Here is a 22147-nt window from a genome sequence, read left to right as displayed (position 1 = left end):
GACGCTCTCGTTCACCGGGTCAGTCGGAAAATCTCTTCTTCAGTTCGCGATGAAGGACCTTGCCGGTGGCATTGCGCGGCATCTCGTCCTCAGTGATGAACTTGTAGGACCGCGGACGCTTGAAACCGGCCATGCGTTCCTTCGACCACGCGCTCAGCTCGCCCTCCGTCAGGGCTGCGCCGTCATGCAGCACGATGACGGCATGCACGCTCTCGCCCCACTTGTCGTCCGGCAGTCCGATCACGGCGACGTCCTTGACGAGCGGATGCGCGCCGACCAGGGCCTCGACCTCGGACGGATAGATGTTCTCGCCGCCCGAGATGATCATGTTGCTCTTGCGGTCGGAGAGGTGGATGTATCCGTCGGCATCGCGACGAGCCATGTCGCCGACCGAGCAATAGTCGCCGCGGAACGCCTGTGCGGTCTTCTCCGGCAGGCGCCAATAGCTGTCGAATGTGTGCGCGTTGCAGGAGTACAGCTCGCCGGTTTCTCCGTCCGGCACCTCGTTGCCGGCCTCGTCGAGGAGCTTGATCGGCGCTGCGCCGACGCATTCGCGACCGACCGAACCCAGCTTGGTGAATTGCTCGTGCGGATGCAGCATGGTCACCCAGCCGGTCTCGGTCGCGCCGTAGAGTTCGAACAGGCCGGAGTTGGGGAACATGTCCATCACCTCGCGCTTGGTTTCAGGACGCGCGGGCGCAGACGAGATCATGAGCTTGGTGACAGCGTCGAAATTGTATTTGGCGCGGGTTGCCTGCGGCAGGCCGAGCATCATGATGTAGTGCGTCGGGACTAGCGAGGTGAAGGTCGAGCCGCCCTCGGCCAGCGTCTTGACGGCATGCTCGGGATCGAAGCTCTTGCGGGAATAAATCGAGTTGACGCCGCCGCAATAACCAAACGCGCCAAAGAAGTTCAGCGAATTGGCGTGGCACATCGGCATCACGAGGAGCGCGCCATCCGTTCGATGCAGGCCAAGCTCGATCTCGGTGACCATCGACAGCAGCACCGCGCTGCGATGGCTGCGCACCACGCCCTTCGGGTTGCCCGTGGTTCCGGACGTGTACATCAATGTCCAGGGATCGGACAGCGCGACGTGCTGGTTGGTCTCGCGGGCACTCCCGGCCGACAGGAATGCTTCATAGTCGCGATATCCCGCCGGGCACTGCCTTGTGCCGAAGTGAATGAAGCGATCGGCCTTGACGGGAAGCGCATCCCGGATTTCCTCGACGACGCCGACCAGCTCGTCCTGGACGATGACGGCAGCCGCCTCGGCGTTGTTGACGATGAATTCGACTTCCTTGCCGACCAGCCGGAAGTTGATCGGCAGGGCGACGAGCCCAGCCTTTGCGGTGGCTGCGAAGATCTCGCTCCACTCGACGCAGTTGTAGGCAAGAATTGCGACCCGGTCGCCTTTGACCAGACCAAGGCCCAGCAAGGCGTTGGCGAGGCGGCAGGCGCGATCGTTCCACTGGCCGAACGTCATCGAGCGGTCGAGGTCACGGGTGCCCAGACTGTTCGGCGCAAGCCGCGCGTGCACCGACAGCATCTCACCGAAATTCAAGAGGTCCTTCATGGTCGAATCCTCGAATGCTTGGCTGCAAATCAGGGTTGATCAGTGCAAGAGGCCGATCGAGAACCACGGCACGGCCGCTATCACGATCGTGCCGATCAGCAGCGCCAGCACGTAGCCGAGCATCGGCTTGATGCCTTCGTCGGGATGAATGCGGCTGATGGCGCAGGCGGCGTAGTAGCCGACGCCGAACGGCGGGGCGAACAGGCCGATGCCCATCGCCAGGATGACCACCATCGCGTAGTGGACCTCGTGCACTCCGACCTGCTTGGCGATCGGGAACAACAGCGGTCCGAACAGCACGATTGCGGGGATGCCCTCGAGCACGCTGCCCAGCACGACGAAGGCGATGATGGTCACGGCCAGGAACATCGGCGCGCCGCCGGGCAGGCCGGTCATGAACGATGCGAGCGCGGTCGAGAAGCCGGACTGGGTCAACGCCCAGGCCATCCCGGTCGCGGCGCCGATGATCAGCAGGATCGCACCCGAGAGCGCCGCGGTCTCGGTCAGCATCGGATAGAGCCGGCGCCAGTCGAACCTGCGATAGAACAACAGGCCCGCAAGCGCCGCATAGACGATACCGATCGTCGAGACTTCGGTCGCGGTGGCGACGCCGCCGACGACAGCGAAGCGGATCACGAAGGGCAGCGCCACAGCAGGCAACGCCACGAGGAACGTCGAGCCGACCTCGCCCCAGCTTGCGCGCTTCACATGCGAGAGGTCTTCCTTGCGATAGCGCTGCCACACCACGAAGCAGAGCATGATTGCAAGCACCAGCCCCGGCAGCAGGCCGCCGGTGAACAGAGCCGCAATCGAGACACCGGTGACCGATCCGATGGTAATCAGGACGAGGCTCGGCGGGATGGTTTCGGTCTGCGCGCCAGTGGCCGACAGAAGCGCGACGAGGTCGCCGGGTTTCGCGCCGCGCTCGATCATTTCGGGGAACAGCACGGGAGCGACGGCGGCCATGTCGGCGGCCTTGGCGCCCGAAATGCCCGACACCAGATACATCGCGGCGACCAGCACATATTGCAGGCCACCGCGGACATGTCCCAGCAGGCTCGCGAGGAAGGCCACCATGGCGCGCGCCATGCCCGTCATCTCGATCAGGAGGCCGAGGAAGACGAACAACGGCACCGACAGCAGGATGAGATGGCTCATGCCCTCGTCCATGCGGCCGATCACGACGGTCGACGGCGTGGAGGTCGTCAGCGTGATGTAGGCGAAGGTGGCGAGCCCAAAGGCGAAGGCAATGGGCACAGCGGCGAACACCATCACGGCGACCAGGCCGACGAAGAAGATCAGCAGGTTGAGGTTGCCGAGCGGGATCAGGAGCGGGCTCAGGGCATAGAATGCGGCACCGACGACGGCGACGAGGGCGACGGCAGTTGCGGTTAGCCGCCATTGACCTGACGACAGCATCCGGAACAGTGCGACCAGCAGCATCAGGCCGAGGCCGATCGGCAGTGCCGCGGCGCGCCAGAGATTCGAGATGTCGAGTGCGGGCGTCGAGACGAACGCTTCGTCGGAGGCGAATTCGTAGGCCGGCTCGAGAACGAGGACCAGGAATGCCAGCGGCGCCGCGATCGCGAGCACGTCGAAGAAGGCACGCTTGCGCGGATCGAGCTTGCCCACGAGGGCCGTCATCCGCATATGCTCGCCGCGCTGAAAGGCGACCACCGCGCCGAGCATCGCGAGCCACAGGAACAGGATGCCGGCCAATTCATCCGACCAGATCAGCGGCCGCTGGAAGAAGTAGCGCGCAGAAACGCCGGTGAACAACACGACGATTTCCGCGACCACGAGCAGGGCCGCGGCGGCCGCGATCGCTGAACCGAGCCATTGTTCGGCCTTTTGCAGGGCGCCCGCAACCCCGGTCATCCTGGGTGGCACGACGCCGATTTCGTCTGCGATCTGCATGACGATCAACCGATGTTGCCGGCGTATTTCTGCAGCAGCGTCCAGGCCTCGTCGCCGAACTTGGTCTTCGCGTCCTTGTAGAAGGAGGTCTTGGCCAGTGCTGCCTGGAAGGCATCGGCCTTGGTCTCGTTGAACGCGAGCCCCTTCGACTCCAGGTTCTTGCGGTACTCGGCGTTGGCCTGGACGATGTCGTCGCGCTGCTTCCTGGCAGCGGCATTGAAGTGCTTCTGCATCACTTCCTGCAGCTCCTTCGGAACCGTCTTCCAGATCCGCTGGCTCGAAAGCAGCCAGAAGCCGTCCCAGGAGTGATTGGTGAGCGAGCAGTACTTCTGCACCTCGTAGAACTTGGCGGATTCGATCAGCGCCAGCGGATTTTCCTGGCCGTCGGCGATCTTGGTTTGCAGCGCGGAGTACGCCTCGTTCAGGGGGATGCTGACCGGTGCTGCGCCGAACGCCGAGAACAGCGCGACCCACAGCGGCACGACAGGTACGCGAATCTTGAAGTTCTTGAGATCCTCAGGCGAACTGATCGGATGGGTGCTTGAGGTGATCTGGCGGAAGCCGTTGTCCCACATCGCCTCGAAGGGGACGAGGCCGACCTTCTCGATGCTGCCGCGGATGTACTTGCCGACTTCGCCGTCCATCGCCGCCCATACCTTGTCATAGTTCGTAAAGGCGAAGCCGACGCCGGTCAGCGATGCGGCAGGGATCAGGGTCGAAAGCACCGTGCTGGGCATGGTCGCGAGCTCGAGCGCGCCGGAGCGGAGCTGGGTCATCATGTCGGTGTCGCTGCCGAGCTGGTTGTTGGGGAACAGGCTGATCGTGAGCTGGCCCTTGGTCTCGGCTCCGATCGCCTCGATGGCCTCCTTCAGGCGCAGATTCACGGTGTGGGTCGCCGGCAGGTCGTTGCCGAACTTCAGCTTGAGCGGCGCGGCCTGGGCCAGCACGGCGGGGCTCTTCAGCAGCGATCCGGCGGCAACCAGGCCGGCGGCGGATTTCAATAGCGAACGACGGCTAACCACGAGCATTGGCGTCCTCCCATGTGAAGTTCCGCATCGAGGCGGTATTGAATTCGAATACAGAATACATATTCTGAATTCGAATACGGAGCAATAGATTCTTCTGCGACGCAGTGATAAATTTGAGCGAAGCACCCGGCGGAGAATGCATGGCCCAGATCCAGAACCAGCCAACCCTGGTGGAACAGGTTGTAAATGCTATTGTTTCTGAGATCGTTGAGGGCGCGTTGCCGGCCAACTCAAGGCTGATCCAGGATGAATTGGCGCGCGCCTATGGGGTCTCCCGCCAGCCGGTTCAGCAGGCGTTGCTGCTGCTCCGCGACCGTGGAATGGTCCGCGAGGCTCCCGGCCGGGGCCTGATCGTCTCCCCGCTGGACGTCGATTTCGTGCAGAACCTCTACGAGGTGCGCGCCATGCTGGACGGCCTGGCGGCCCGGCTCGCCGCAGAACGCGGCTCCGAGCGGGCGAGGCATGAAGGCCGGGCTTACCTCGACGCCGGGCAGGCGGCGGTCGAGAGCGGCTCCCTCAACGAACAGATCGAAGCCGATATGGCCTTTCACGGCTTCATCAACGAACTGGCCGGCAATCCGCTGATCGGCGAAACGACGGCTCCACATTGGCCCTACCTGCGCCGCGTCATGGGAGAGGTGCTGCGCGACGACGCGCAGATGCCGCAGATCATCCTTGGCGAGCATGTCGCGATCCTCGAAGCCGTCATGTCGGGCGATGGCGCGACAGCGGAGACGCTCAGCCGGGATCATATTTCGAGGGCGGCACGAATCTTCGTGCAGCGGCTGAAAGCGCAACAGGCAGCGTCCGAGGAAGAGATGCGGCAGCGTCCGACCAGGCGTATCCGATAGGAATGTCGCCGGACTCTCGGGTCTGCCGAAGCTGTTCGAGCCGCCGGGCCGCGTTCGCAATCCATTGACGTTAACAGCTCCTTAACTTTCGGCTGTTTTGCGCTTCTGTAAGGCGCTGATCGTATTGACTAATTCAAAAGGCGCGGTCCCGTGGTCCTGAGATGGTCCTCGGGTTTGTTTACGAGGCGTTCCTGCCGGCGGTCCGGGCGCTCATGACGCGGCGGAACGCCTCTAGCTTGGCGCGGTCATAGTTGTCGGTCTGGCGTTCATTGGTGTGGCCCATGACCATCCGCAGGTCGTCTTTGGAGGCGCCAAACTTCCTTCCCTCGGTCGATCCACCGGCGCGGAGGTCCCGGCACCAGATACTCTCCGGCAGCTCGGCGGCGGCGAAGTCCTCACGCCAGTAGTAACGGAACGTGGTGTACGGGAAGGGGACCTTGGTCCGCGTGTCGATGATCAGCGGTCCGCTGCGCTCATCCTCGGGCACCATGGTCAGCTCTTCCATGACCATCGGGCAGCAGGTCAGGTCAAAGACCACCTCGACCTCGGACGTGTCCTCGGTCTTGGTTGGCTTGATCGTCATGATGCCGTTGGCGTCGATCGCGCTCCACATCGGCCCGATCCACTTCTGGCCGCGCGCGATGACCGCGCTTGGCTTCTGGTAGTCGAGAGCGAACCACTCGCCCAGGAAGTCGAAGGTCCGGCCGGTGGTCTCATAGACGAGGGCATAGAGCAGGGCGAGGCGAGGACGCCCGGCGGCGTGTGCCGCCTTCCTGACCGCGGTGATCTGCTCGGCCGACGGAGCGGAAGTCCGGGCCTTGGGCTTAGGCGTCTCCAATTCGGCCAGCACGTCTTGGAAGGCCTTGCAGCCGGCGAGGCGGCACAGCACGCCGAACGAGATCGCGGCCTTCAGAACTGCCAAGACCATCAGCGCGCGCGGGAGGTGATCGCTGCCGTCCTCATCCTTGCGCCACTCTGCGAACCAGCGCTTGGCATGCCGGCCGTCGTGGTGATCGATGCGTAGTGCGCCGATGTGACCGTGCAGGCGTTTGAGATAGATGCCGTAGACGCGCCGGACGCCGGGCTTGATCTCGGTGTTATACGGGCTCTCCGAGTCTGTCTCGTAGTGCTTGAGCGCGGCGCCGAACGTGCCATCGAACGCGCCGACCGGATCGAGATCGCGGCCGGACAGGAACGTCAGCATCTCGGCCTGCAGCCGCTGGCAGCGCTTTGCTAGTGCAACAGGGTCGTCGGCGATCTCGCGCAGGTTTGCCGACCTTACTGTGTAGCCCGCGGCGATTGCCTCGTCAGTCGCGAACCAGTACGGGACCGGCGGGCCGGTCTTTCGCTTGCGTCGTTTCAGGCCGGGTGTTGCCAGCCTTGCGTCTTGATGATCCATGAAACTTTCCTTCGACTCCGTTCGGGGCGAGTGGGACTGCGGTTGATCCGTTCAGCCGATACTCAAAATCCCAGAAGGCTCTAACAGCCGGAACGTAGCGACCGCCCCACACGGGATCTATTGTAGGCATACCCCTACGTTCCTGCGAAGCCGCCAAGCCGGCAAATTCACGCCTTCTTTCCCAACCGATGGCAGCCTCGCCGATCTCCTCATCGGAGGCGTAGAGGGGCAAGTGGTCCCAGGTCAGGCGGGCGCGCGGTGACATCGATCAAGCCCCCGTCGTCTCAGTGGTCTGCTTGGCAGCGGCCTTGGCCTCGATGCAGCGGTCGCAGGAAAGGGCGAACAAGCCGTGCGGGCATTCCCTATTCGGCTTGGCGGGTGCCGTGGTGGCCGGCGGCGCCGTTGGTGGTGCGGTGATCTTGTGGGCCGTTCCCGTCTCGGCGGCCGCCTTGGCGGCGTCCAACGTGTCAAAGCAGCCGATGACGTGATCGGGATGCCATCGATCGCCGGGCGGCTTGCGCGACAGTGTGATGGTATCTTTCACCACTATACGAAAGTCGGCGGTTGGCGTGGTGGCGAGGTGGACGATCCCGTCCGGCGTCACCTTCCAAGACAGCGCACCGCTGGTCGGCGCGGTCTCCGGCTCCGGTGCGGTCGGCGGCGCTTCAATCTTCTGCTCGTCGAGCACGCGCTCGGCGGCGCGCACCAGATCGCGGAGCCGGTCAGCGACGTCGCGCACAACTTCGAGGTAACCTTCTTTGCTTGCCATCCTCTGCACGATGGTCTCGATCTCCTTCGGAGCGAAAGAATCGAACATGTCAGCGATGACGTAGATGTTGGCGCGAAAGCTGTCGATCCGAAGTGCTGTGCGCTGTTCGGGCTTGGTCACCTTGACCTTCGCGACCTGCACCTCCGACGCCGCGGCGGCGATCTCTCTGACCTTCACGACTTGCGCAACAGGTCTCTCTTTCCCATCCTTGCCGACCGTCTTGGTCAACTGGTCAATCTGTCCAGTTGATTCCATCTCGGCACGGACGGCGCCGACCGTCACGTGACTCGCCTTCACAGTCTCAGCGATCTGCCTGTTCGACTTCTCCGGCGTCGCCTTGAGGATGGCTGCGATCAGGTCGCGCTTCTGTTCGGTGGTGAGGTGCCTGCGTCGGATGTTGAGACTTACTGCATAGGTATACGAGTCGCCGTCGACCCGATCGCCACGGACCTCGCTTGTCTTGATCGGGTACCACAAGTCTAAGGGCGCGCGCCTCATCATGATTCGAGTGTTAGGGTCGCAATCCGTACCGATGCTGTTGACCTCAATCTCGATGCCGACCGCTTCCATCGCGTCAAGACGGCTGCGGCCATCTATCAGCACTGGCTCGAAATCCTTCTGCTCTTTCCAAAGCACGACAGGGGTTAGCAATCCTTGCCGCTTGATGTCCTCACCAAGTTCGCGCAGCTCGGTATCGCCCATCATGGGAAACAGATCTGCGGCAGGATGGATGCGGAGGTTATCGCGCCAGGTCATCGCGCCGCCTCCGCCTGCCGCTGCTCTCGATCGCGGCGAACTGCCTCGCGCAGCGTGTAGACGACGTGGCCGTTTATAGAACGGCAATTCCGCTCGGCCGCCTGTTCGAGCGCAGCGCGCAGCTCGGCAGGCAGACGGACGCTTAATCGGGATTCTTCCATGTTGGTGACCTCGGTGACAGGCGTGACTCGCCGGAAATCATCCCGCGCCGCGCTGATGCCGGGCAAGCACCAAGGGAACACCAAAACGACAGCACAGTGTCACAACAGAGTGAGGTTCCTTACACACACAGCACAAGGCCCGCCTGTTGAGGGGCGGGCCTGTCGACGATGATGGCGTGGTCTTAGGCGGCGACGGATCGCTCGGCCGATCTGGTCTTGCGCCGGGCGGCGATCCGCGCCCGGTCGTGTGCCAGCATCAGCTGGGTGATGACGTCGTCTTTGAACCATGCCACACGCATCTTGCCGTCGAGCGCGGCCTTCGTGTGTGCCGGCGTGCCGATGATCAGCGCGCCCAGCTACTCGGTTTCGGCCGCGAGCGCTTCATGCTCGACGCGATGGGTTCCGGCATCCCAAACTTTACAGAGCTCGGTGAGGCGGACGAACATCCTGTCGTGGTCGGCGATCAGGGGGAGGAGTGCGGCGTCAGCGTTGTCGGTGGTCATGGTGGTAGCGTGTGCGGTAGCGTTGCGGGGTTAGAACCGACCCGGTGCGCTACCACTGGGCCGGCTCGCCATCGGCGATGGCATCACAACGCTGCACCCGCGCGGTGGCGCGCGTCAATCAAGCCGCCTTCACGGCGCAATTTCACCTAACTGGTGTAAAGACCAGACATCGCCGCTGGCGCATTGTCGAATCTGCGGCGGCCTATTTCACCGACATGGTGAGATCGATCAACATCACCGATAAGTGACGTATAGCTCTTGCCGTCGTTGCCGGCGCGCTTGGCTTCAGGTTCGACATTTGTCGAACGTGCCTTCCACGCGTGGCGCGTGGTGCGTTCAATTAGATCGGGCGGACATCGGGGCCGGCCGCGCGGATGGCGCATCAATAGGCTCGCCACGCGGTCGGGGCTATGTGATCCTCGCCGCGAAATCAGGGTGAGAGCGATGGATAATTACTTCGAGGAATTGCGCAAAGGCGGACCGGGTCATCGGGTTCTACAGAATGGTCCCAGCTCCTTCACTATCTTCTGCATCCAAGACGATGACGATGCGATCCGGGCGTTTCAGCCGGTTGTGCGCGAGGCGATAACGCATCGGGATGGCAAGTGGGAGGTAAAGCCGGGGCCGTCGGGGGGATTCACGGGCCGAGGCATCCCCGGCCTACGAGATCCAGTCTACCTCATGGCGGCTGTTTGGAAGTGGTGACGGCGACGCCTTCGACGACGGGCTCGACGACGACGACCACACCCACGACACGCGGTAGCTCGGCTCCGACCCATGCCACCAGAGCTTGACGATTTGCGCGCGTGCCGACCACGCTCAGATGCAGCATGCGGGAGCAGAGGATCACGTTCGGGGAGATGCGCGAGATGGGCGCGCATGGCGTGCTGATCTACTGTGCCGACCATCGCTGCGCCGATCGCTCGCGCTGATGGCGGACCGCTGGGCCGACGACGTGCGCCTCTCCGATATCGAGTCGCGTTTCGTCTGTTCGGCTTGCGAAGCGTGGCGCAGATGTCCGCCCGGATTTTAACCGGAACGTCCAAGGGCCGATCGGCGGCATGAGGTATCGGGCGGTCTCTACCCCGTAGAACCCACTTGCTGTCGCTTCTAGGCTGAAGAAAAATGCCCCTTCAAGGCGAATGTTTGGGAGGAAGTGGCATGAAATATTTCCTAAGCCTTTTGTTCGTGTGTGTCTTGGCTTCCGCGGCGCATTCGCAGGACTCGCCTTACCGGAAAGAATTAAAGCGGTCTGATCTCGCCGGTACCAACATGGAAATCATTACGAGCATCCAAGAGATGAAGCCAGGCGACGTTGGAGCCCTGCATATCCATCACGGTGAAGAGGCATTTTACATTATTGACGGCGGGTCGGTTGAAACCCCCGACGGCAAACAAGTTCAGTATCCAACTGGCCTAGCTGGCATCAATCATCGCGATATGCCACATGGAGCATTCAAAGTGGTCGGCGACAAACCGATCAAGTTCGTGACAGTCCACATTGTTGACAAGGGGGCGCCGCTTTACGACAAGCCAAAATAGCAGCGGCACCACCTTGCTAGGACGGGACCGTGAACCACCATGCTTGGTGAGAGCCTTGGTGGTCTTCGGTGAAGAAAGGGCATGAGGGGATGACCTCCCCGCGGTGAGCGAAGCCACGAACGAACTATTCCGTGTGCCCCTAAACTCATCGTCGTCATGCGAACGCAATATCCGCTTTGCTCCTATAACGACCGGACTCGTGCGGCAGCGCAAAATGTCGCGATGGGTCGATATTGTTGAAAAAAGTCCCATGTGGCACTCATGCCTATTTTCTAGGGGCTGCCGGTGCGCTTGCGTCTTTTAGATACGGGGGACCACATCAGTCTACGCAGAATCGCTGTGCGATCTTCCTATGTCCATCGTGAAGGCGCTGCTTGTCGAAATTCGATCCGAGCTGATTTCAACGAGATTTTTGAACTAGTAATACTTCCAACTTTTTCAACAATATCGGTCATAAGGAGACCTGAGCATTTGCGCGGCGTGTTAGGCGGCTAATCGATCACCTCGTCGGCTTGGATCAGGATAGAGGGAGGCATGGTCAGACCGAGCGCCGCCGCTGTTCGCTTGTTGATCACAAGCTCGAATTTGGTCGGTTGTTCGATTGGCAATTCGGCAGGACTAGCGCCCTTCAATATCTTGTCGACGTAGGTAGCGGCACGCCGCCAGATATCGTCGATATCGGCGCCAAAAGAAGCGAGGCCACCAACATCAACGAATGCCCTCAGCTCATACATTGCTGGAATGCGGTTCAGCGTGGTAAGTTCGACAATTTTGCTAGCCTGGCTGAAGAGAAGGCCCGATGCCGGAACGAGGAGTGCGCTGGCGCTCGCATTCAACATTGTCTTGAAGGCAGCCGTGATTTCCGTGACATCGCGAATCTCGACTGACAGAAGTTTCCAGCCTCGTGCCTGGCCGACAGCCGAGGCTGTTGGCCACAAATCGCTGTCGGTCGAATCCCACAATACGGCCACAACTTCCGCGGCTGGGACAAGTTCCTTGAGCAACTCCAGACGTTTGCCTGTGAGGTCCAGTGTCTGCATGCTCATCCCGGTAAAGTTTCCACCCGGGCGGGCAAAGCTCTGGACAAACCCTTGGCGCACGGGATCGGAAGCAGCCGTCATAACGATGGGAATCGTTGTCGTCGCTTGCTTGAGCACGGAAAGCGCCGTTCCGCCGCCGGTGGCGACAATGACATCGACGTGGATAGCAGCCAGTTCGGCAACCGTCGCGATGCCGTCGGTGCCACGCGGCTCGGTCACGAAATCGCGGCCGTAAACGTAACCCAGTTCCGCCATTCCACGCAGGAAGGCACGCACGGTGCGGTTGGGCGGCAGCGGGCCCATCATGTCAGCAGTCGAGCCGCCGATGCTGACAATTCCGATACGAGCTATCTTCTGTGTAAGCTGGGCGCGTGCTGTAACTGGCCACGCCGCCGCACCACCAACCAGTGCAATGAGCTCCCGCCGGTTCACTTGAACCCTCGCCAACGATAAGCAGTTGAGACTATCACGAGAGGGCGCTCTGGCAATTGCTGCGCCACGATAAGGCAGATGTCGCCGAGCGCGGGTGCGAAGTTGCGCCGCGTGCGAAGGAAATCCGCTCATCGCGGCAGAGCGGGCCAGATTTGCTCAACCTGAGTTCTTCGCTTTTTTACCCAAAGCGGACATTGAACAGAACCTCGTCGAGAGTAGCGGGCTAGGCCGCCACTAGTGACGCGGCTCAGACCCTGCTGCCGATCCAGCTTACCAAAGTTTGAATGGCAGCTCGCTTGGGATGCCCGTGTCTGTACACGGCAAAAAAGCCATATCCTGGCAGCGTGATGTCGGACAACCGGATCAACGTTCCGTTGGCCAGTTCGCGACCGACAAGGATGTCACTCAGAATTGCGATTCCTTGACCAGCGATCACAGCTTCGATTGCATGCAATTCCTCCCTGAAGCTGAAGCTCGCCGAGGTTGCCAAAGAAGGCACTTTTCGTTTCTTGGCGCGCGCCGCTTCTTCCCATCGCTCCCAGGTCGGTGCGCCGAAGTCGGTCGGTGGCCACTCGCATTCGATGATTGGAAAGCGCGCGAGATCGCTCGGCCTCGCAGCCTTGCGGCTCACACCAACAAGGGATCGACTTCCGACGACATGAAATGTGTCGCGCGCGAGCTCCACCCAAACCATATCTGACGGCGGTGTGCGAGCATATCGAATGGCGACATCGGCTTCTCCCGATCTCAGATCGAGCACAGCGTCGGTACCAACAATGCTCAAACGGATGCCGGGAAACTCCTTCCGCCATAGTGGCAGGCGCGGTACCAGCCAGCGCGCTGCCAGGGCATTCGTCGAGGTCACACGAAGCCCGCCGGATGCTGATCCAGCGCGCACGGCCGCCAGGGCCGTCGCAAATGATTCAAAGCCGTCCCTAACCATGGGAAACAACTGCTGCCCAGACCATGTTAACGCCATCGGACGCGGTCGCCGACGAAACAACGGCTTGCCGCAATATTGCTCGAGTAGCCGGATTTGGTGGCTGATTGCCGTGGGAGTAACTCCGAGCTCTGTCGCAGCTCTACTGAAGCTCAAATGGCGTGCCGCAGCTTCGAAAGCTCGCAGTTCCGTTAAGGGCGGCAATCTCTTCATGACTTCAAATGTAGCTGAATCCAATTCACCTCGAGCACCCCTACCGCGACGGTGTCGCGCTAATCGGCGACGCTGCGGCAGCCAGCGACCCGTGCTTCGGTTGCGGTTTGTCTCTAATGCTGCGCGATGTTCGAGTTTTGCAAGAACTCCTCGCCACGAGATCCGATTGGAGCGTGGCGGCAGAAATCTACGCAAAGGAGCACGATCGCTATTTTGACGCCCTGCATCGGATTTTATCCTGGAACCGCGAGCTGAGCTACGCATGCGGGTCCGCCGGCGAAGCCCGTCGTCTCCGCGCGAGACCTCTGCTGCTGCGGGAGCCTCAACGCCGGCCTGACTTTCTGGGGCTAGGTCCAGAAGCCCCGAACGATGAGAAGGCTCGCCGTCTGTTCTTCTGCGAAGACTAGAAGCGATGTGCGTACGTCCCGCAAAGTCCGTTGTCTGCCCCTTCAGCGACCTCGGGAGATGTCCGCCTTTTCACGATCATAACCCATCCATTCAGTGCTTCCCCGTCTAACGAAAAACCTGGCCTGCTTTCAATCTGCTTTGTCGAGGACACTGTCATGAAACGAGAACGAAATCATCTTGCTTGCTCCACGAAACAATAGCGAAACCGAGAGAGCGTAACAGTTTTCCGTTTCTAGCGGCTTTTTCAGGTTTCGCAGACTGCCTCTTCCCAACATTGGCTTACCGCTTCGGCAAATATCGGAAATTGCACAGCATGTGAACCAGTTAACATCCCGATTTGCGGTCTTAGCCGTAACCTCAGGTCAGCAGGAGTCTCGATCATGGAATTGATAAGACACGCTGCCATTCGCTCACACGTCGCAATCGACAATCATAACCGCCGATACATTCTAGGGTATGCGCTCTTCGCAATTATTGCAGTTGTGTCCGTTTATCTCGCATCCGGACGAGCGGGGATCACCGAAAGTGAATTGGCATTTGGCACCGTATTTCCCTGAGGTTCGCCGCTATAAGTAGATGCGCGGACGCTGAGAAGTGTTTCCTTCGGAGACCTTGTCATGCTTGAACAAATTGCTCGCGTGATGTTTTGGCTTTGCGTGGGAGAGGTTGCGGCAAGATCAGGCTTGTTGCCGCTCCCCGCACCGGTCACTGGATTAATTCTGCTGTACGCCGAACTTTCCGTTCGGGGAAAGTTGCCAGACGATTTAGGAGTTCTTGCCGATCGGCTGCTTCAGTTTTTAGGGATGCTATTTGTGCCGGCGGGCGTGGGCGTAATCGCCTATCTAGACATCTTGAAAACTGAAGCTCTGCCGATTTTGGCAGCTGTCATTGGCGGCACGGCAATCACCCTGGCTGTGACAATGACGGTTGCGAGCTGGTTGGGTGACGCGACGGCGAAGAGCCCAGCGCATGAGTCCTTCCCACATGAGGGAGCGCTCCCTGATGCAGACGCTTAGCCAAATCCTAGCAGACATGGCCTGGACGGGGCTTGCAGAAAAGCCGGTCCTTGAGACTGGTGCGACGGTGTTTGCCTTTTTGGCAGCAACCCGAATATCGCGCTTGGGCGGCAATCATCCGCTACTCAATCCGACACTGTTGGCAATCGTTCTCGTATCCATTGGTCTTGAGGCAACGCATATCCCGTATGAAACCTATTTGCGCGGCGCCGACACCATACATTTCATGCTCGGTCCCGCCGTTGTATTGCTTGCGGTGCCGCTTTTTCGTCAAAGGGCTGTTATCCGCAGTTCCGCGCGCTTGATCACGGTGGCTTTGGCCGTGGGCTTGCCAGTCGGAATCTTGAGTGCGGTTAGCCTAGCATGGGCGCTAGGAGCGAGTCCACGGACCATTCTCTCGCTCGCACCCAAGTCCGTGACAGCTGGAATTGCCGTTGGCATATCCGAACAGATCGGCGGCTTGCAGACGCTCACGATCGTTCTTGTGATCATGACCGGCATTACGGGAGCCGTGCTCGGGCCAATTGTTGCGCGCCTTGTTCGCGTCGGTGACCCGCGTGTCGTGGGACTCACGATGGGGATCGCTTCGCATGGAATCGGAACCGCTCGCGCGCTACAGATCAATGAGGTGGCGGGCGCGTTCGCTGGTCTTGGTATGGGTCTGAACGGGGTGCTGACCGCGTTTCTACTTCCAATAATTTGCCGGCTGTTTTGAGTTCAAACGCCGCTGCTCTGATCGAGTGGCGATCTTTTCGCTGGCGGCGCTTTATTTTGACTCGAGCGGACCGGGAAATAGCTATGCGATACCGGCCTTACTGACTTTAAGCGGCCGCGTTACCGAGAGGTCATTGCTCTCTTCGTCGCAAGACGAAGAACTCATCGACCTTTTTAGTAAGGCGCTCGTGTCATGCACAAGGACGAGTTTATAGCGAATTCAGGCGATTGCCTTAGTGACATTTGGACTGCCGCCCAGCTGTCACGCAGTCATTTCATCCGATGGTTCGTCGCGAGACTGTGGCGCGAGACGTGGTCTCGTGTCGTCGCCACTCCCTATGGCCCACATCCATCGCGGAACCCGCAGAAGAAAAACAGTGCCTGAAATGTTAAACCACCATTTGCATTTCACGCATCAGCCCGATGGTGCGAGGCCATCGGGAATTAATATCGCTCCTGTGCAACCTAGTGCAATCGTTGACCTTGGCGCATGTGCGCTGGCTGACTCGATTGCTTCCCGCGAAACTTCCTGTCTTGAGGTCGTTACGGCCCACCTGGATCGCATCGAGCGGATCGATTCATCCTACAATGCCATTGTTTCGATCCGCGATCGCGAAGAACTCCTGACGGAAGCGCGTGAAAAGGATGCCCTGCTGGCTGGCGGCGTCCGCCAGGGTTGGCTCCACGGCATCCCGCAAGCCATCAAGGATCTTGCATCGACCAAAGGCCTTCGCACGACGCTCGGCTGTCCGCTCCACAGGGAAGCGATCCCGACACGAGATGCAATCTTTGTGCAACGGACCAAGCAGTCTGGCGCGATCCTCGTTGGCAAGACCAACACCGCCGAATTCGGGTTGGGGTCGCAAACCTATAATCCTGTATTCGGCACCACGCTCAATGCTTATGACCGAACTCGAACAGCGGGCGGTAGCAGCGCTGGGGCCGCAGTCGCCGTGGCGACCCGCATGTTACCAGTGGCTGACGGCAGCGACAGCGCGGGCTCGATGCGGAATCCGGCTGCCTACAACAATCTGTTTTCACTTCGCCCAACCCAAGGGCGGATGCCTTCGGAAGGGCGTGATCCCAACCTGCCGTCGCTCGGTACGGTCGGACCGATCGCACGCGCGGTTGAGGACCTGGCGATGCTGTTTTCCGTGCAGGTCGGAGACGAGCCGTGGTCACGACCGGAACCTGAACAAAGCTCTGTTTGCTTTCGCGAACTTTTGGCGCGCGACTGGGATGGAACTCGCGTCGGCTGGCTCGGCGATCTCGGCGGATATTTCCCTTTCGACGCCGGCGTACTCGAGCTTTGCGAACGAGCGGCCGAATCCTTCGTCGAGATCGGCTGTGTTGTCGAACCGGTTCGCGTCGATTACCGGCTTGATGAACTCTGGAGGGATTGGGTGGCGCTTCGTGCCTGGCTCATCGGTGGGCCCCTGGCAGGCCGTTATGCAGATCCAGCGAAGCGACCCCTGATGAAGGAGGAAGCGCGTTGGGAAGTTGAGCAGGCGATGCGTTTGTCGGCACTTGACGTGCTTGAGGCGTCCGCTCGCCGAGCCGAATGGTGTCGCGCGGTCCAGCGATTATTCAAGACCTACGATTTCCTGGTGCTTCCCACTGCACAGTGTTTCCCGTTCGATGCAAGGGTGACGTGGCCGAAAGAGATCGGCGGTTGCAGGATGGATATTTACCATCGCTGGATGGAGGTGGTGATCTACGCCACGCTCGTCGGCTGTCCAGTGGTCAACGTGCCGGCAGGATTTTCGAGGCAAGGCTTACCGATGGGGCTGCAGGTTCTCGGGCCCTGTCATGGTGATCTGGCCTGTCTTCAACTCGCCTATGCCTACGAACAGGCGACACGGTGGAGTTCGATCAGACCTCCGACGTGATGTTCATGACCGAGGAGCGGGCAAATGGGTGCGCTTGCGCTTAGTCACACTGCATGGCTTGCCGCGGCTCTTGCTGGAGCGGGTGCCTGCACTGGAATCCTGGCGGGATTATTCGGGGTTGGAGGCGGAACCGTCATCGTTCCTGTGCTTTATGAGGTTTTTCAGCTTTACGGCGTTCCAGATGACGTCCTGATGCCGCTCTGCGTCGGAACCTCGCTTGCCGTTATCGTACCGACCTCGATTTCGTCGTTCGCAGGCCACTATAGGAAGGGCGCGGTCGATATCCGCGTGCTCAGGATGTGGGCGGTCCCGATCGTCGTCGGCGTGCTTGGCGGCGTTTATGGCGCCTCGGTAGCGAAACCGATTGTGTTCAAGAGCGTCTTTATCATCGTTTGCATGTTTCTCGCGATCAGGTTGCTCGCTGGCAAAGACACCTGGCAGTTAGGGAAGGTTCTGCCCGGTACGACCGTTATGGCGGGCTATGGCGTCGTCATCGGCTCGTCTGCCTCGTTGATGGGGATCGGTGGTGGGCTTGTCGCAAACGTTGTCTTGACCCTTTACCGCTTTCCGATTCATGCGGCGATTGCAACGGCATCAGGCGTGGGACTCTTTGTCTCAATTCCAAGCGCGCTCGGTTATGTTTTCGCCGGCTGGAATCATCCGGGCCTGCCACCATTGTCACTCGGCTATGTGTCCCTGATTGGCTTTGCGCTTCTGACACCGCTCAGTGTCATGACTGTACGCTATGGTGTGGCCCTCGCACATCAAATGCCAAAGCGTCAAATGGAGATTGCATTGTCTCTCTATCTCATCCTGATCAGCGTGCGGTTTGTGGCCTCTCTCTAACTAGCGGGCGCCACAATTGCTCTGCGCGGATCTTCCCTCGCTACTTCGAATGACAAAGGGGAACTGGCATGAGTTGCAAGGTGCTGTTGATTTCGCTGATGCTGGCCGGGTTAGGACCGGCTGGCGCAGGGGCTGAAGACAATCCTTTGCTTGGAACATGGAAGTTGAAGTCGTTCGTCCGCGAAGTCGCGGGGACCGGTGAACGTTACAACCAAATGGGCGAGCAACCCTATGGATATATCAGCTATGCGTCCGATGGACGAATGATCGCGTTTTTCGTCTCGGACGAGCAACCGCGGCCACGTGCCGAGCCAACCGATGCGGATCGGATCAAATTGCACAAGGCGATGCTTGCATATGGCGGCACGTACAAGCTCTCACCCGGAAGGGTGGTTCATCACGTCGACATCGAGTGGGATGGACGCCGACTAGGAACCGATCAGGTCCGCTTTTACACTGTCGAGGGCGACAAGCTTGTGATTAAGACCGAGCCGAACAGGAGCCCGGTTGACGGACGCGAGGGAGTAGGGGTTCTGACGTTCGAGCGAATTAAGCCGATGCCTTAACGTCCACCTCGCCGGTGACTCTTGGAATCAGGCCGCTGATCGCCGCCTGGACGGCCCAGTGTGGGCTTCAAGACTGATGGCCCTGTACGGCGATTTTTACACGTCTGGGACGCGTTGTCATCTGTCACAAGGACGTCCATTGGCGCTATCCTCCTGGATCGTAACGGAGCTTCCCGGCCAGGGACTACGAATGCAATTCGATCGACTGAAACGTCGTGATTTTGTAGCGCTTCTCGGCGGTGCAGCGATGTGGCCGTCAATGGCATCATACGCACAGGTGCGTCCAGTTGTCGGTCTCGTCTCGATCGGAGCGACTCCCGCGGAGCCCGCCAACTTTGGTCCGTTCTTGGCGCAGATGAAGGAGCTCGGCTACGTCGAGGGCCAGAACGTCGTTTTCGATCGGCGATTTGCGGCAGGTGATGACAGCCTGATTGATGGCTTCGTCGCCGATCTCGTGCGCGAGCGTGCTGACATCATCGTAGCGACTGGAACTCGGGAGCTGATGGCCACGAAGCGGGCGACCTCGTCGATCCCCATTGTCACGTTTGCCCATCCCGATCCCGTCGGCACGGGGTTCGCGGGGAGCCTTTCTCGCCCTGGCAGCAACGTCACGGGGCTTACCACCATGGACCTTGAACTTTACGGCAAACGCGTCGAACTCCTGAAACAGGTAGTACCGACGCTCGACAGGGTCGGCGTTTTAGTTTCCACAAGGCAGCCCATCTACAAGGTCGGCTCGTCGTGGGCGAAGAAATTGGAACTGGATGTTCGCTCACTTGGCATAGCAGTGGATATCGTGGAGGCCGATGAGAACAATCTCGACAGCCAGCTTGCAACCCTCGCGAACGGGCGGGCGAAGGGGCTAGTCGTCACGTCAGATGGCGTGTTCGTTGCAAAGGGCAGAGCCATTGCGGAAGGGGCAGTGAAGCACCGGCTCCCGTCAATATTCGTGTTTCGAGAACAAGTTCGGGCTGGCGGTTTGTTGGCTTACGCGGCCAGCATTGCCGACTTGTCACGTCGGGCTGCTTTTTTTGTCGATCGTATACTCAAAGGAGGCAAACCCGCCGATCTACCGATCGAACAACCCACAAAATTCGAGCTGGTGATCAATCTGAACACATCCAAAACGCTCGGCCTTGACATGCCTCCAGCGCTGCTCGCCGCCGCCGACGAGGTGATCGAATGAGCCGCGATTGCTGCAATGCACGAGTCCGGCTGTGGCCCGTGGGTGCTCTCCCACATGGTCGCACTTGCATCTGCTCTTCGGGATAGACCGGACAAGCGGTAGGGCTGGCCGTCATAGCCGCTTTTGATCCCGATGCGGAAATCAGTCATTTCCGACCGAGGATTTCCTATATTCTGACTGTAGCGGTCCAGGGCGGAGCGGGCATGAGGCGGCGCGATTTCATTGCATTTGTCGGTGCTGCAGTTACGGTTGGCTCGAGCCAAGCGAGAGCACAGCAACCGGGGCGTATCTATCGAATTGGTAGCCTCCACCAAGGTGCCCTGACAGACCCACATCATCTCGCATTTTACGATGAACTTCGATCACTCGGGTTTATTGAGGGGCAGAACGTTGCTTCCGACAGGGAAGGCTACGGCCTGAAGCTTGATGAGCTTGCAACCCATGCCTCAACCCTCGCAAAATCGTCTGTTGATGTAATACTATGCGGCGGCGACGTGGCTATTCGCGCTGCTCGAGAGGCCACCACTACTACGCCAATCATCGCGGTGACTGACGATATGGTGCGTCCCGGCTTCGTGCGCACATTGGCGAAACCAGGAGGTAACGTAACAGGCATTAGCATTCTTGCCACCGAATTAGATGGCAAACGAGAGGAAATCCTCGTCGAGGCCGTTCCAGGTATTCTTCGCGTAGCCGCCTTGGCCGACCCCGCGACAACGTCGTCAGAACAAAGCCAAGCGTTGCAGAAGCTCTCCGAAGCTCAGGGGGTCGAGCTTTCTATCCATTGGGCGGCAAAAGTTGACGCAATCGCTGATGCTATAGATGCGGCCTACCATGCGCAAGCCCAAGCAATCAATGTGCTGGCAACTCCACTCCTGTTTAACAACCGTCAAATTATTCTCGATCGGGTTAGAACCCTCAGGTTGCCAGCAATCTATCAATGGCCCGAAACCGCCGAGGAAGGCGGCTTCACTGCCTATGGTCCTCGGTTCACGCAGATGTACCGTCAGGCAGCGCAGCTCGTGGCGAAGGTCTTTAACGGTACGAAGCCTGCTGACATTCCGGTCGAGCAACCGACGCGCTTTGAGCTTGTCGTTAATCTAAAAACTGCCAGGGCAATTGGACACGAAATTCCCGCGGCTCTGGTGCTTCGCTCGGACAAGGTGATCGAGTAGCCGTTGAAGTCGGCTTGTGGCCTGAACCGGCGGTCGGGGCATTTGCGCTATTCCGCCGCTGTCAGGGGAGAAGCGACATCGGGGATCCGGGCCAAAAACGACGCGAGTGATCCATCTGCGACATGGACAGCTAAAAATATTCAGCGCAAATTGGCCCTCGAACCACCTTCCGACAATTCCATGTTGAGCTTACGTGGTTGCTCTGCGGCAAGGCTTCGGAAGAGTAATGCGACGGCGAGATTTCGTTCAAGGAATTGCGGCTATTTCGGCAGCATGGCCAATTGTGGCACGCGCGCAGCAGCCGCCTACTCAGCCGGTGATCGGCTTCCTTAGCACGCGTTCGCCTGAGGAAGCCGCAATTCACACCAATGCCTTCCGCCGCGGGCTCGAAGATATGGGGTATATCGAGGGTCGTAACGTGGCCATCGAGTACCGCTGGGCAAATGGCGACTACAGCCGGCTGCCGCCACTTGTCGCCGATCTGCGGAGCCGACCGATTTCGGAGCTACTCTGCACCTTGGTACCGTCGGCGCACGTCGTGGGACTGCTGCTCAACCCTAGCTTCGGGATGGACGCGGTCGACCAGTTCCGCCAGTCGGTGGCCACCGCAGCTCAGTCGCCCGACCGCGAGTTGGTTGTGCAAAACGCAACAACAGATGCCGAGATCGATGCCAACTTTGCAGCGCTGATTAAGGCTGGCGTCTCCGCGCTAGTGGTTCAGAACGACCCATTCTTCGACTCTCGGCGGAGCCGGATAATTGCGCTTTCCTCTCGTCACCAACTGCCCGGCATCTTCCACATCCGCGAGTTTCCGGCGGATGGCGGGCTAATGAGCTATGGTGCGAGCCTCGCCGACACCTACCGCCAGGTCGGCGTATATGCCGGCAAGATTCTACGCGGAGCCAAGTCGGATGACCTTCCGGTCCTTCGACCGACGAAGTTCGAACTGGTCATCAACATTCAGACTGCAAGATCACTTCGTCTTACGATACCACAATCTATTCTCATCGCGGCGGACGAACTGATCGAATGAGATCGGCAAGATGCCTGGGTATGGCCATCCTCGGCCGTCCGCAACACTTGTTCGAATGTCGGCTGTCTCCGACCGCGGCTGGGGCCGGCCTCAATCGAGACTTCCGGAGCAGCCTAACGATGGAAGGGCCAACCGAAATGCGCTAGGATAGCTCGTTCCTGCGCGGGGAGCGGTGAAATGAATCGGCGCG

Annotated in this window: 21 protein-coding genes; 12 read left to right on the top strand and 9 right to left on the bottom strand. The window is 59.9% G+C overall.

The genetic code is table 11. The features are described from left to right. Positions 1–19: 19 nt before the first annotated feature. From JQ586_RS29130 to JQ586_RS29120, 3 genes are read right to left on the bottom strand one after another with little or no spacing between them, the layout of a single operon-like run. A complete protein-coding gene (locus JQ586_RS29130; RefSeq protein ID WP_212398069.1) occupies positions 20–1573 on the bottom strand; it encodes a class I adenylate-forming enzyme family protein in 1554 nt (517 codons plus the stop codon). 39 nt (positions 1574–1612) lie between these two features. Further along, a complete protein-coding gene (locus tag JQ586_RS29125; protein ID WP_249148299.1) occupies positions 1613–3451 on the bottom strand; it encodes a TRAP transporter large permease subunit in 1839 nt (612 codons plus the stop codon). A 44-nt stretch (positions 3452–3495) separates the two neighbouring features. Next, positions 3496–4518 carry a TRAP transporter substrate-binding protein gene (locus tag JQ586_RS29120; protein ID WP_212398067.1) on the bottom strand — a complete coding sequence of 341 codons (1023 nt, stop codon included), beginning with the start codon at positions 4516–4518 and terminating at the stop codon, positions 3496–3498. Positions 4519–4658: 140 nt separating this feature from the next. Between JQ586_RS29120 and JQ586_RS29115 the strand changes: the two genes are divergently transcribed. Continuing rightward, entirely contained in the window at positions 4659–5369 is a 711-nt protein-coding gene (locus JQ586_RS29115) for a GntR family transcriptional regulator (protein WP_212398066.1), read from the top strand. A 178-nt stretch (positions 5370–5547) separates the two neighbouring features. Here the strand turns inward: JQ586_RS29115 and JQ586_RS29110 are convergent, their stop codons facing one another. The 4 genes from JQ586_RS29110 to JQ586_RS29095 all read right to left on the bottom strand — a co-directional run bounded on the left by JQ586_RS29110 (position 5548) and on the right by JQ586_RS29095 (position 8957). Beyond that, the gene (locus tag JQ586_RS29110; protein ID WP_212398065.1) at positions 5548–6768 is read right to left on the bottom strand and encodes an integrase; all 1221 of its coding nucleotides are present in this window, start codon (positions 6766–6768) and stop codon (positions 5548–5550) included. A gap of 268 nt (positions 6769–7036) precedes the next feature. Next, positions 7037–8293, bottom strand: a complete 1257-nt coding sequence (locus JQ586_RS29105; RefSeq protein ID WP_212398064.1) for a ParB N-terminal domain-containing protein — start codon at positions 8291–8293, stop codon at positions 7037–7039. After that, the gene (locus JQ586_RS29100) at positions 8290–8520 is read right to left on the bottom strand and encodes an Arc family DNA-binding protein (protein WP_212398063.1); all 231 of its coding nucleotides are present in this window, start codon (positions 8518–8520) and stop codon (positions 8290–8292) included. Before JQ586_RS29100 ends, JQ586_RS29105 begins: the two co-directional genes overlap by 4 nt. Positions 8521–8810: 290 nt before the next feature. Further along, on the bottom strand, positions 8811–8957 hold the full coding sequence (locus JQ586_RS29095; protein ID WP_212398062.1) for a hypothetical protein: 147 nt from the start codon (positions 8955–8957) through the stop codon (positions 8811–8813). Between the two features lie 44 nt (positions 8958–9001). Between JQ586_RS29095 and JQ586_RS29090 the strand changes: the two genes are divergently transcribed. Both JQ586_RS29090 and JQ586_RS29080 read left to right on the top strand, forming a co-directional pair. Further along, positions 9002–9205, top strand: coding sequence for a hypothetical protein (locus JQ586_RS29090; RefSeq protein ID WP_212398061.1), 204 nt, complete (start codon positions 9002–9004; stop codon positions 9203–9205). A 913-nt stretch (positions 9206–10118) separates the two neighbouring features. Continuing rightward, the gene (locus JQ586_RS29080) at positions 10119–10499 is read left to right on the top strand and encodes a cupin domain-containing protein (RefSeq protein WP_212398060.1); all 381 of its coding nucleotides are present in this window, start codon (positions 10119–10121) and stop codon (positions 10497–10499) included. A 491-nt stretch (positions 10500–10990) separates the two neighbouring features. On the opposite strand, the gene JQ586_RS29075 is transcribed toward JQ586_RS29080, so the two are convergent. Next, complete coding sequence (locus JQ586_RS29075; RefSeq protein ID WP_212398059.1) at positions 10991–11971, bottom strand: ABC transporter substrate-binding protein; 981 nt, start codon at positions 11969–11971, stop codon at positions 10991–10993. Between the two features lie 247 nt (positions 11972–12218). Further along, positions 12219–13124 (bottom strand): LysR substrate-binding domain-containing protein, encoded by a 906-nt coding sequence (locus JQ586_RS29070; protein ID WP_212398129.1) that lies wholly within the window; start codon positions 13122–13124, stop codon positions 12219–12221. A gap of 14 nt (positions 13125–13138) precedes the next feature. Between JQ586_RS29070 and JQ586_RS41625 the strand changes: the two genes are divergently transcribed. The 9 genes from JQ586_RS41625 (at position 13139) to JQ586_RS29025 (ending at position 21957) form a co-directional block, all read left to right on the top strand. Beyond that, complete coding sequence (locus tag JQ586_RS41625; RefSeq protein WP_212398128.1) at positions 13139–13531, top strand: hypothetical protein; 393 nt, start codon at positions 13139–13141, stop codon at positions 13529–13531. A 618-nt stretch (positions 13532–14149) separates the two neighbouring features. After that, positions 14150–14548, top strand: coding sequence for a CidA/LrgA family protein (locus tag JQ586_RS29060; protein WP_212398058.1), 399 nt, complete (start codon positions 14150–14152; stop codon positions 14546–14548). Further along, a complete protein-coding gene (locus tag JQ586_RS29055) occupies positions 14535–15263 on the top strand; it encodes an LrgB family protein (RefSeq protein WP_212398057.1) in 729 nt (242 codons plus the stop codon). Before JQ586_RS29060 ends, JQ586_RS29055 begins: the two co-directional genes overlap by 14 nt. 385 nt (positions 15264–15648) lie before the next feature. Then, positions 15649–17151, top strand: coding sequence for an amidase (locus JQ586_RS29050; RefSeq protein ID WP_212398127.1), 1503 nt, complete (start codon positions 15649–15651; stop codon positions 17149–17151). Positions 17152–17175: 24 nt separating this feature from the next. Then, positions 17176–17997: a sulfite exporter TauE/SafE family protein gene (locus JQ586_RS29045; RefSeq protein WP_212398056.1), complete on the top strand. Its 822-nt coding sequence runs from the start codon at positions 17176–17178 to the stop codon at positions 17995–17997. Positions 17998–18065: 68 nt separating this feature from the next. Then, positions 18066–18563, top strand: a complete 498-nt coding sequence (locus JQ586_RS29040) for a lipocalin-like domain-containing protein (protein ID WP_212398055.1) — start codon at positions 18066–18068, stop codon at positions 18561–18563. Positions 18564–18753: 190 nt separating this feature from the next. After that, positions 18754–19749, top strand: a complete 996-nt coding sequence (locus tag JQ586_RS29035) for an ABC transporter substrate-binding protein (protein ID WP_212398054.1) — start codon at positions 18754–18756, stop codon at positions 19747–19749. Between the two features lie 203 nt (positions 19750–19952). Next, the gene (locus JQ586_RS29030; RefSeq protein ID WP_212398053.1) at positions 19953–20924 is read left to right on the top strand and encodes an ABC transporter substrate-binding protein; all 972 of its coding nucleotides are present in this window, start codon (positions 19953–19955) and stop codon (positions 20922–20924) included. Positions 20925–21150: 226 nt separating this feature from the next. Beyond that, on the top strand, positions 21151–21957 hold the full coding sequence (locus JQ586_RS29025; RefSeq protein WP_212398052.1) for an ABC transporter substrate-binding protein: 807 nt from the start codon (positions 21151–21153) through the stop codon (positions 21955–21957). Positions 21958–22147 lie beyond the last annotated feature (190 nt).

The organism is Bradyrhizobium jicamae, from assembly GCF_018130215.1.
GTDB classification, from domain to species: Bacteria; Pseudomonadota; Alphaproteobacteria; order Rhizobiales; family Xanthobacteraceae; genus Bradyrhizobium; species Bradyrhizobium jicamae_A.
This window is presented reverse-complemented; position numbering and strand designations above follow the sequence as displayed.

What these genes read in the sequence shown, in the direction of transcription:
- JQ586_RS29130 (WP_212398069.1), bottom strand. Translation starts at nt 1,573, where the DNA reads ATGAAGGACCTCTTGAATTTCGGTGAGATGCTGTCGGTGCACGCGCGG.
- JQ586_RS29125 (WP_249148299.1), bottom strand. Translation starts at nt 3,451, where the DNA reads ATGACCGGGGTTGCGGGCGCCCTGCAAAAGGCCGAACAATGGCTCGGT.
- JQ586_RS29120 (WP_212398067.1), bottom strand. Translation starts at nt 4,518, where the DNA reads ATGCTCGTGGTTAGCCGTCGTTCGCTATTGAAATCCGCCGCCGGCCTG.
- JQ586_RS29115 (WP_212398066.1), top strand. Translation starts at nt 4,659, where the DNA reads ATGGCCCAGATCCAGAACCAGCCAACCCTGGTGGAACAGGTTGTAAAT.
- JQ586_RS29110 (WP_212398065.1), bottom strand. Translation starts at nt 6,768, where the DNA reads ATGGATCATCAAGACGCAAGGCTGGCAACACCCGGCCTGAAACGACGC.
- JQ586_RS29105 (WP_212398064.1), bottom strand. Translation starts at nt 8,293, where the DNA reads ATGACCTGGCGCGATAACCTCCGCATCCATCCTGCCGCAGATCTGTTT.
- JQ586_RS29095 (WP_212398062.1), bottom strand. Translation starts at nt 8,957, where the DNA reads ATGACCACCGACAACGCTGACGCCGCACTCCTCCCCCTGATCGCCGAC.
- JQ586_RS29080 (WP_212398060.1), top strand. Translation starts at nt 10,119, where the DNA reads ATGAAATATTTCCTAAGCCTTTTGTTCGTGTGTGTCTTGGCTTCCGCG.
- JQ586_RS29070 (WP_212398129.1), bottom strand. Translation starts at nt 13,124, where the DNA reads ATGAAGAGATTGCCGCCCTTAACGGAACTGCGAGCTTTCGAAGCTGCG.
- JQ586_RS29060 (WP_212398058.1), top strand. Translation starts at nt 14,150, where the DNA reads ATGCTTGAACAAATTGCTCGCGTGATGTTTTGGCTTTGCGTGGGAGAG.
- JQ586_RS29055 (WP_212398057.1), top strand. Translation starts at nt 14,535, where the DNA reads ATGCAGACGCTTAGCCAAATCCTAGCAGACATGGCCTGGACGGGGCTT.
- JQ586_RS29050 (WP_212398127.1), top strand. Translation starts at nt 15,649, where the DNA reads ATGTTAAACCACCATTTGCATTTCACGCATCAGCCCGATGGTGCGAGG.
- JQ586_RS29045 (WP_212398056.1), top strand. Translation starts at nt 17,176, where the DNA reads ATGGGTGCGCTTGCGCTTAGTCACACTGCATGGCTTGCCGCGGCTCTT.
- JQ586_RS29040 (WP_212398055.1), top strand. Translation starts at nt 18,066, where the DNA reads ATGAGTTGCAAGGTGCTGTTGATTTCGCTGATGCTGGCCGGGTTAGGA.
- JQ586_RS29035 (WP_212398054.1), top strand. Translation starts at nt 18,754, where the DNA reads ATGCAATTCGATCGACTGAAACGTCGTGATTTTGTAGCGCTTCTCGGC.
- JQ586_RS29030 (WP_212398053.1), top strand. Translation starts at nt 19,953, where the DNA reads ATGAGGCGGCGCGATTTCATTGCATTTGTCGGTGCTGCAGTTACGGTT.
- JQ586_RS29025 (WP_212398052.1), top strand. Translation starts at nt 21,151, where the DNA reads ATGCGACGGCGAGATTTCGTTCAAGGAATTGCGGCTATTTCGGCAGCA.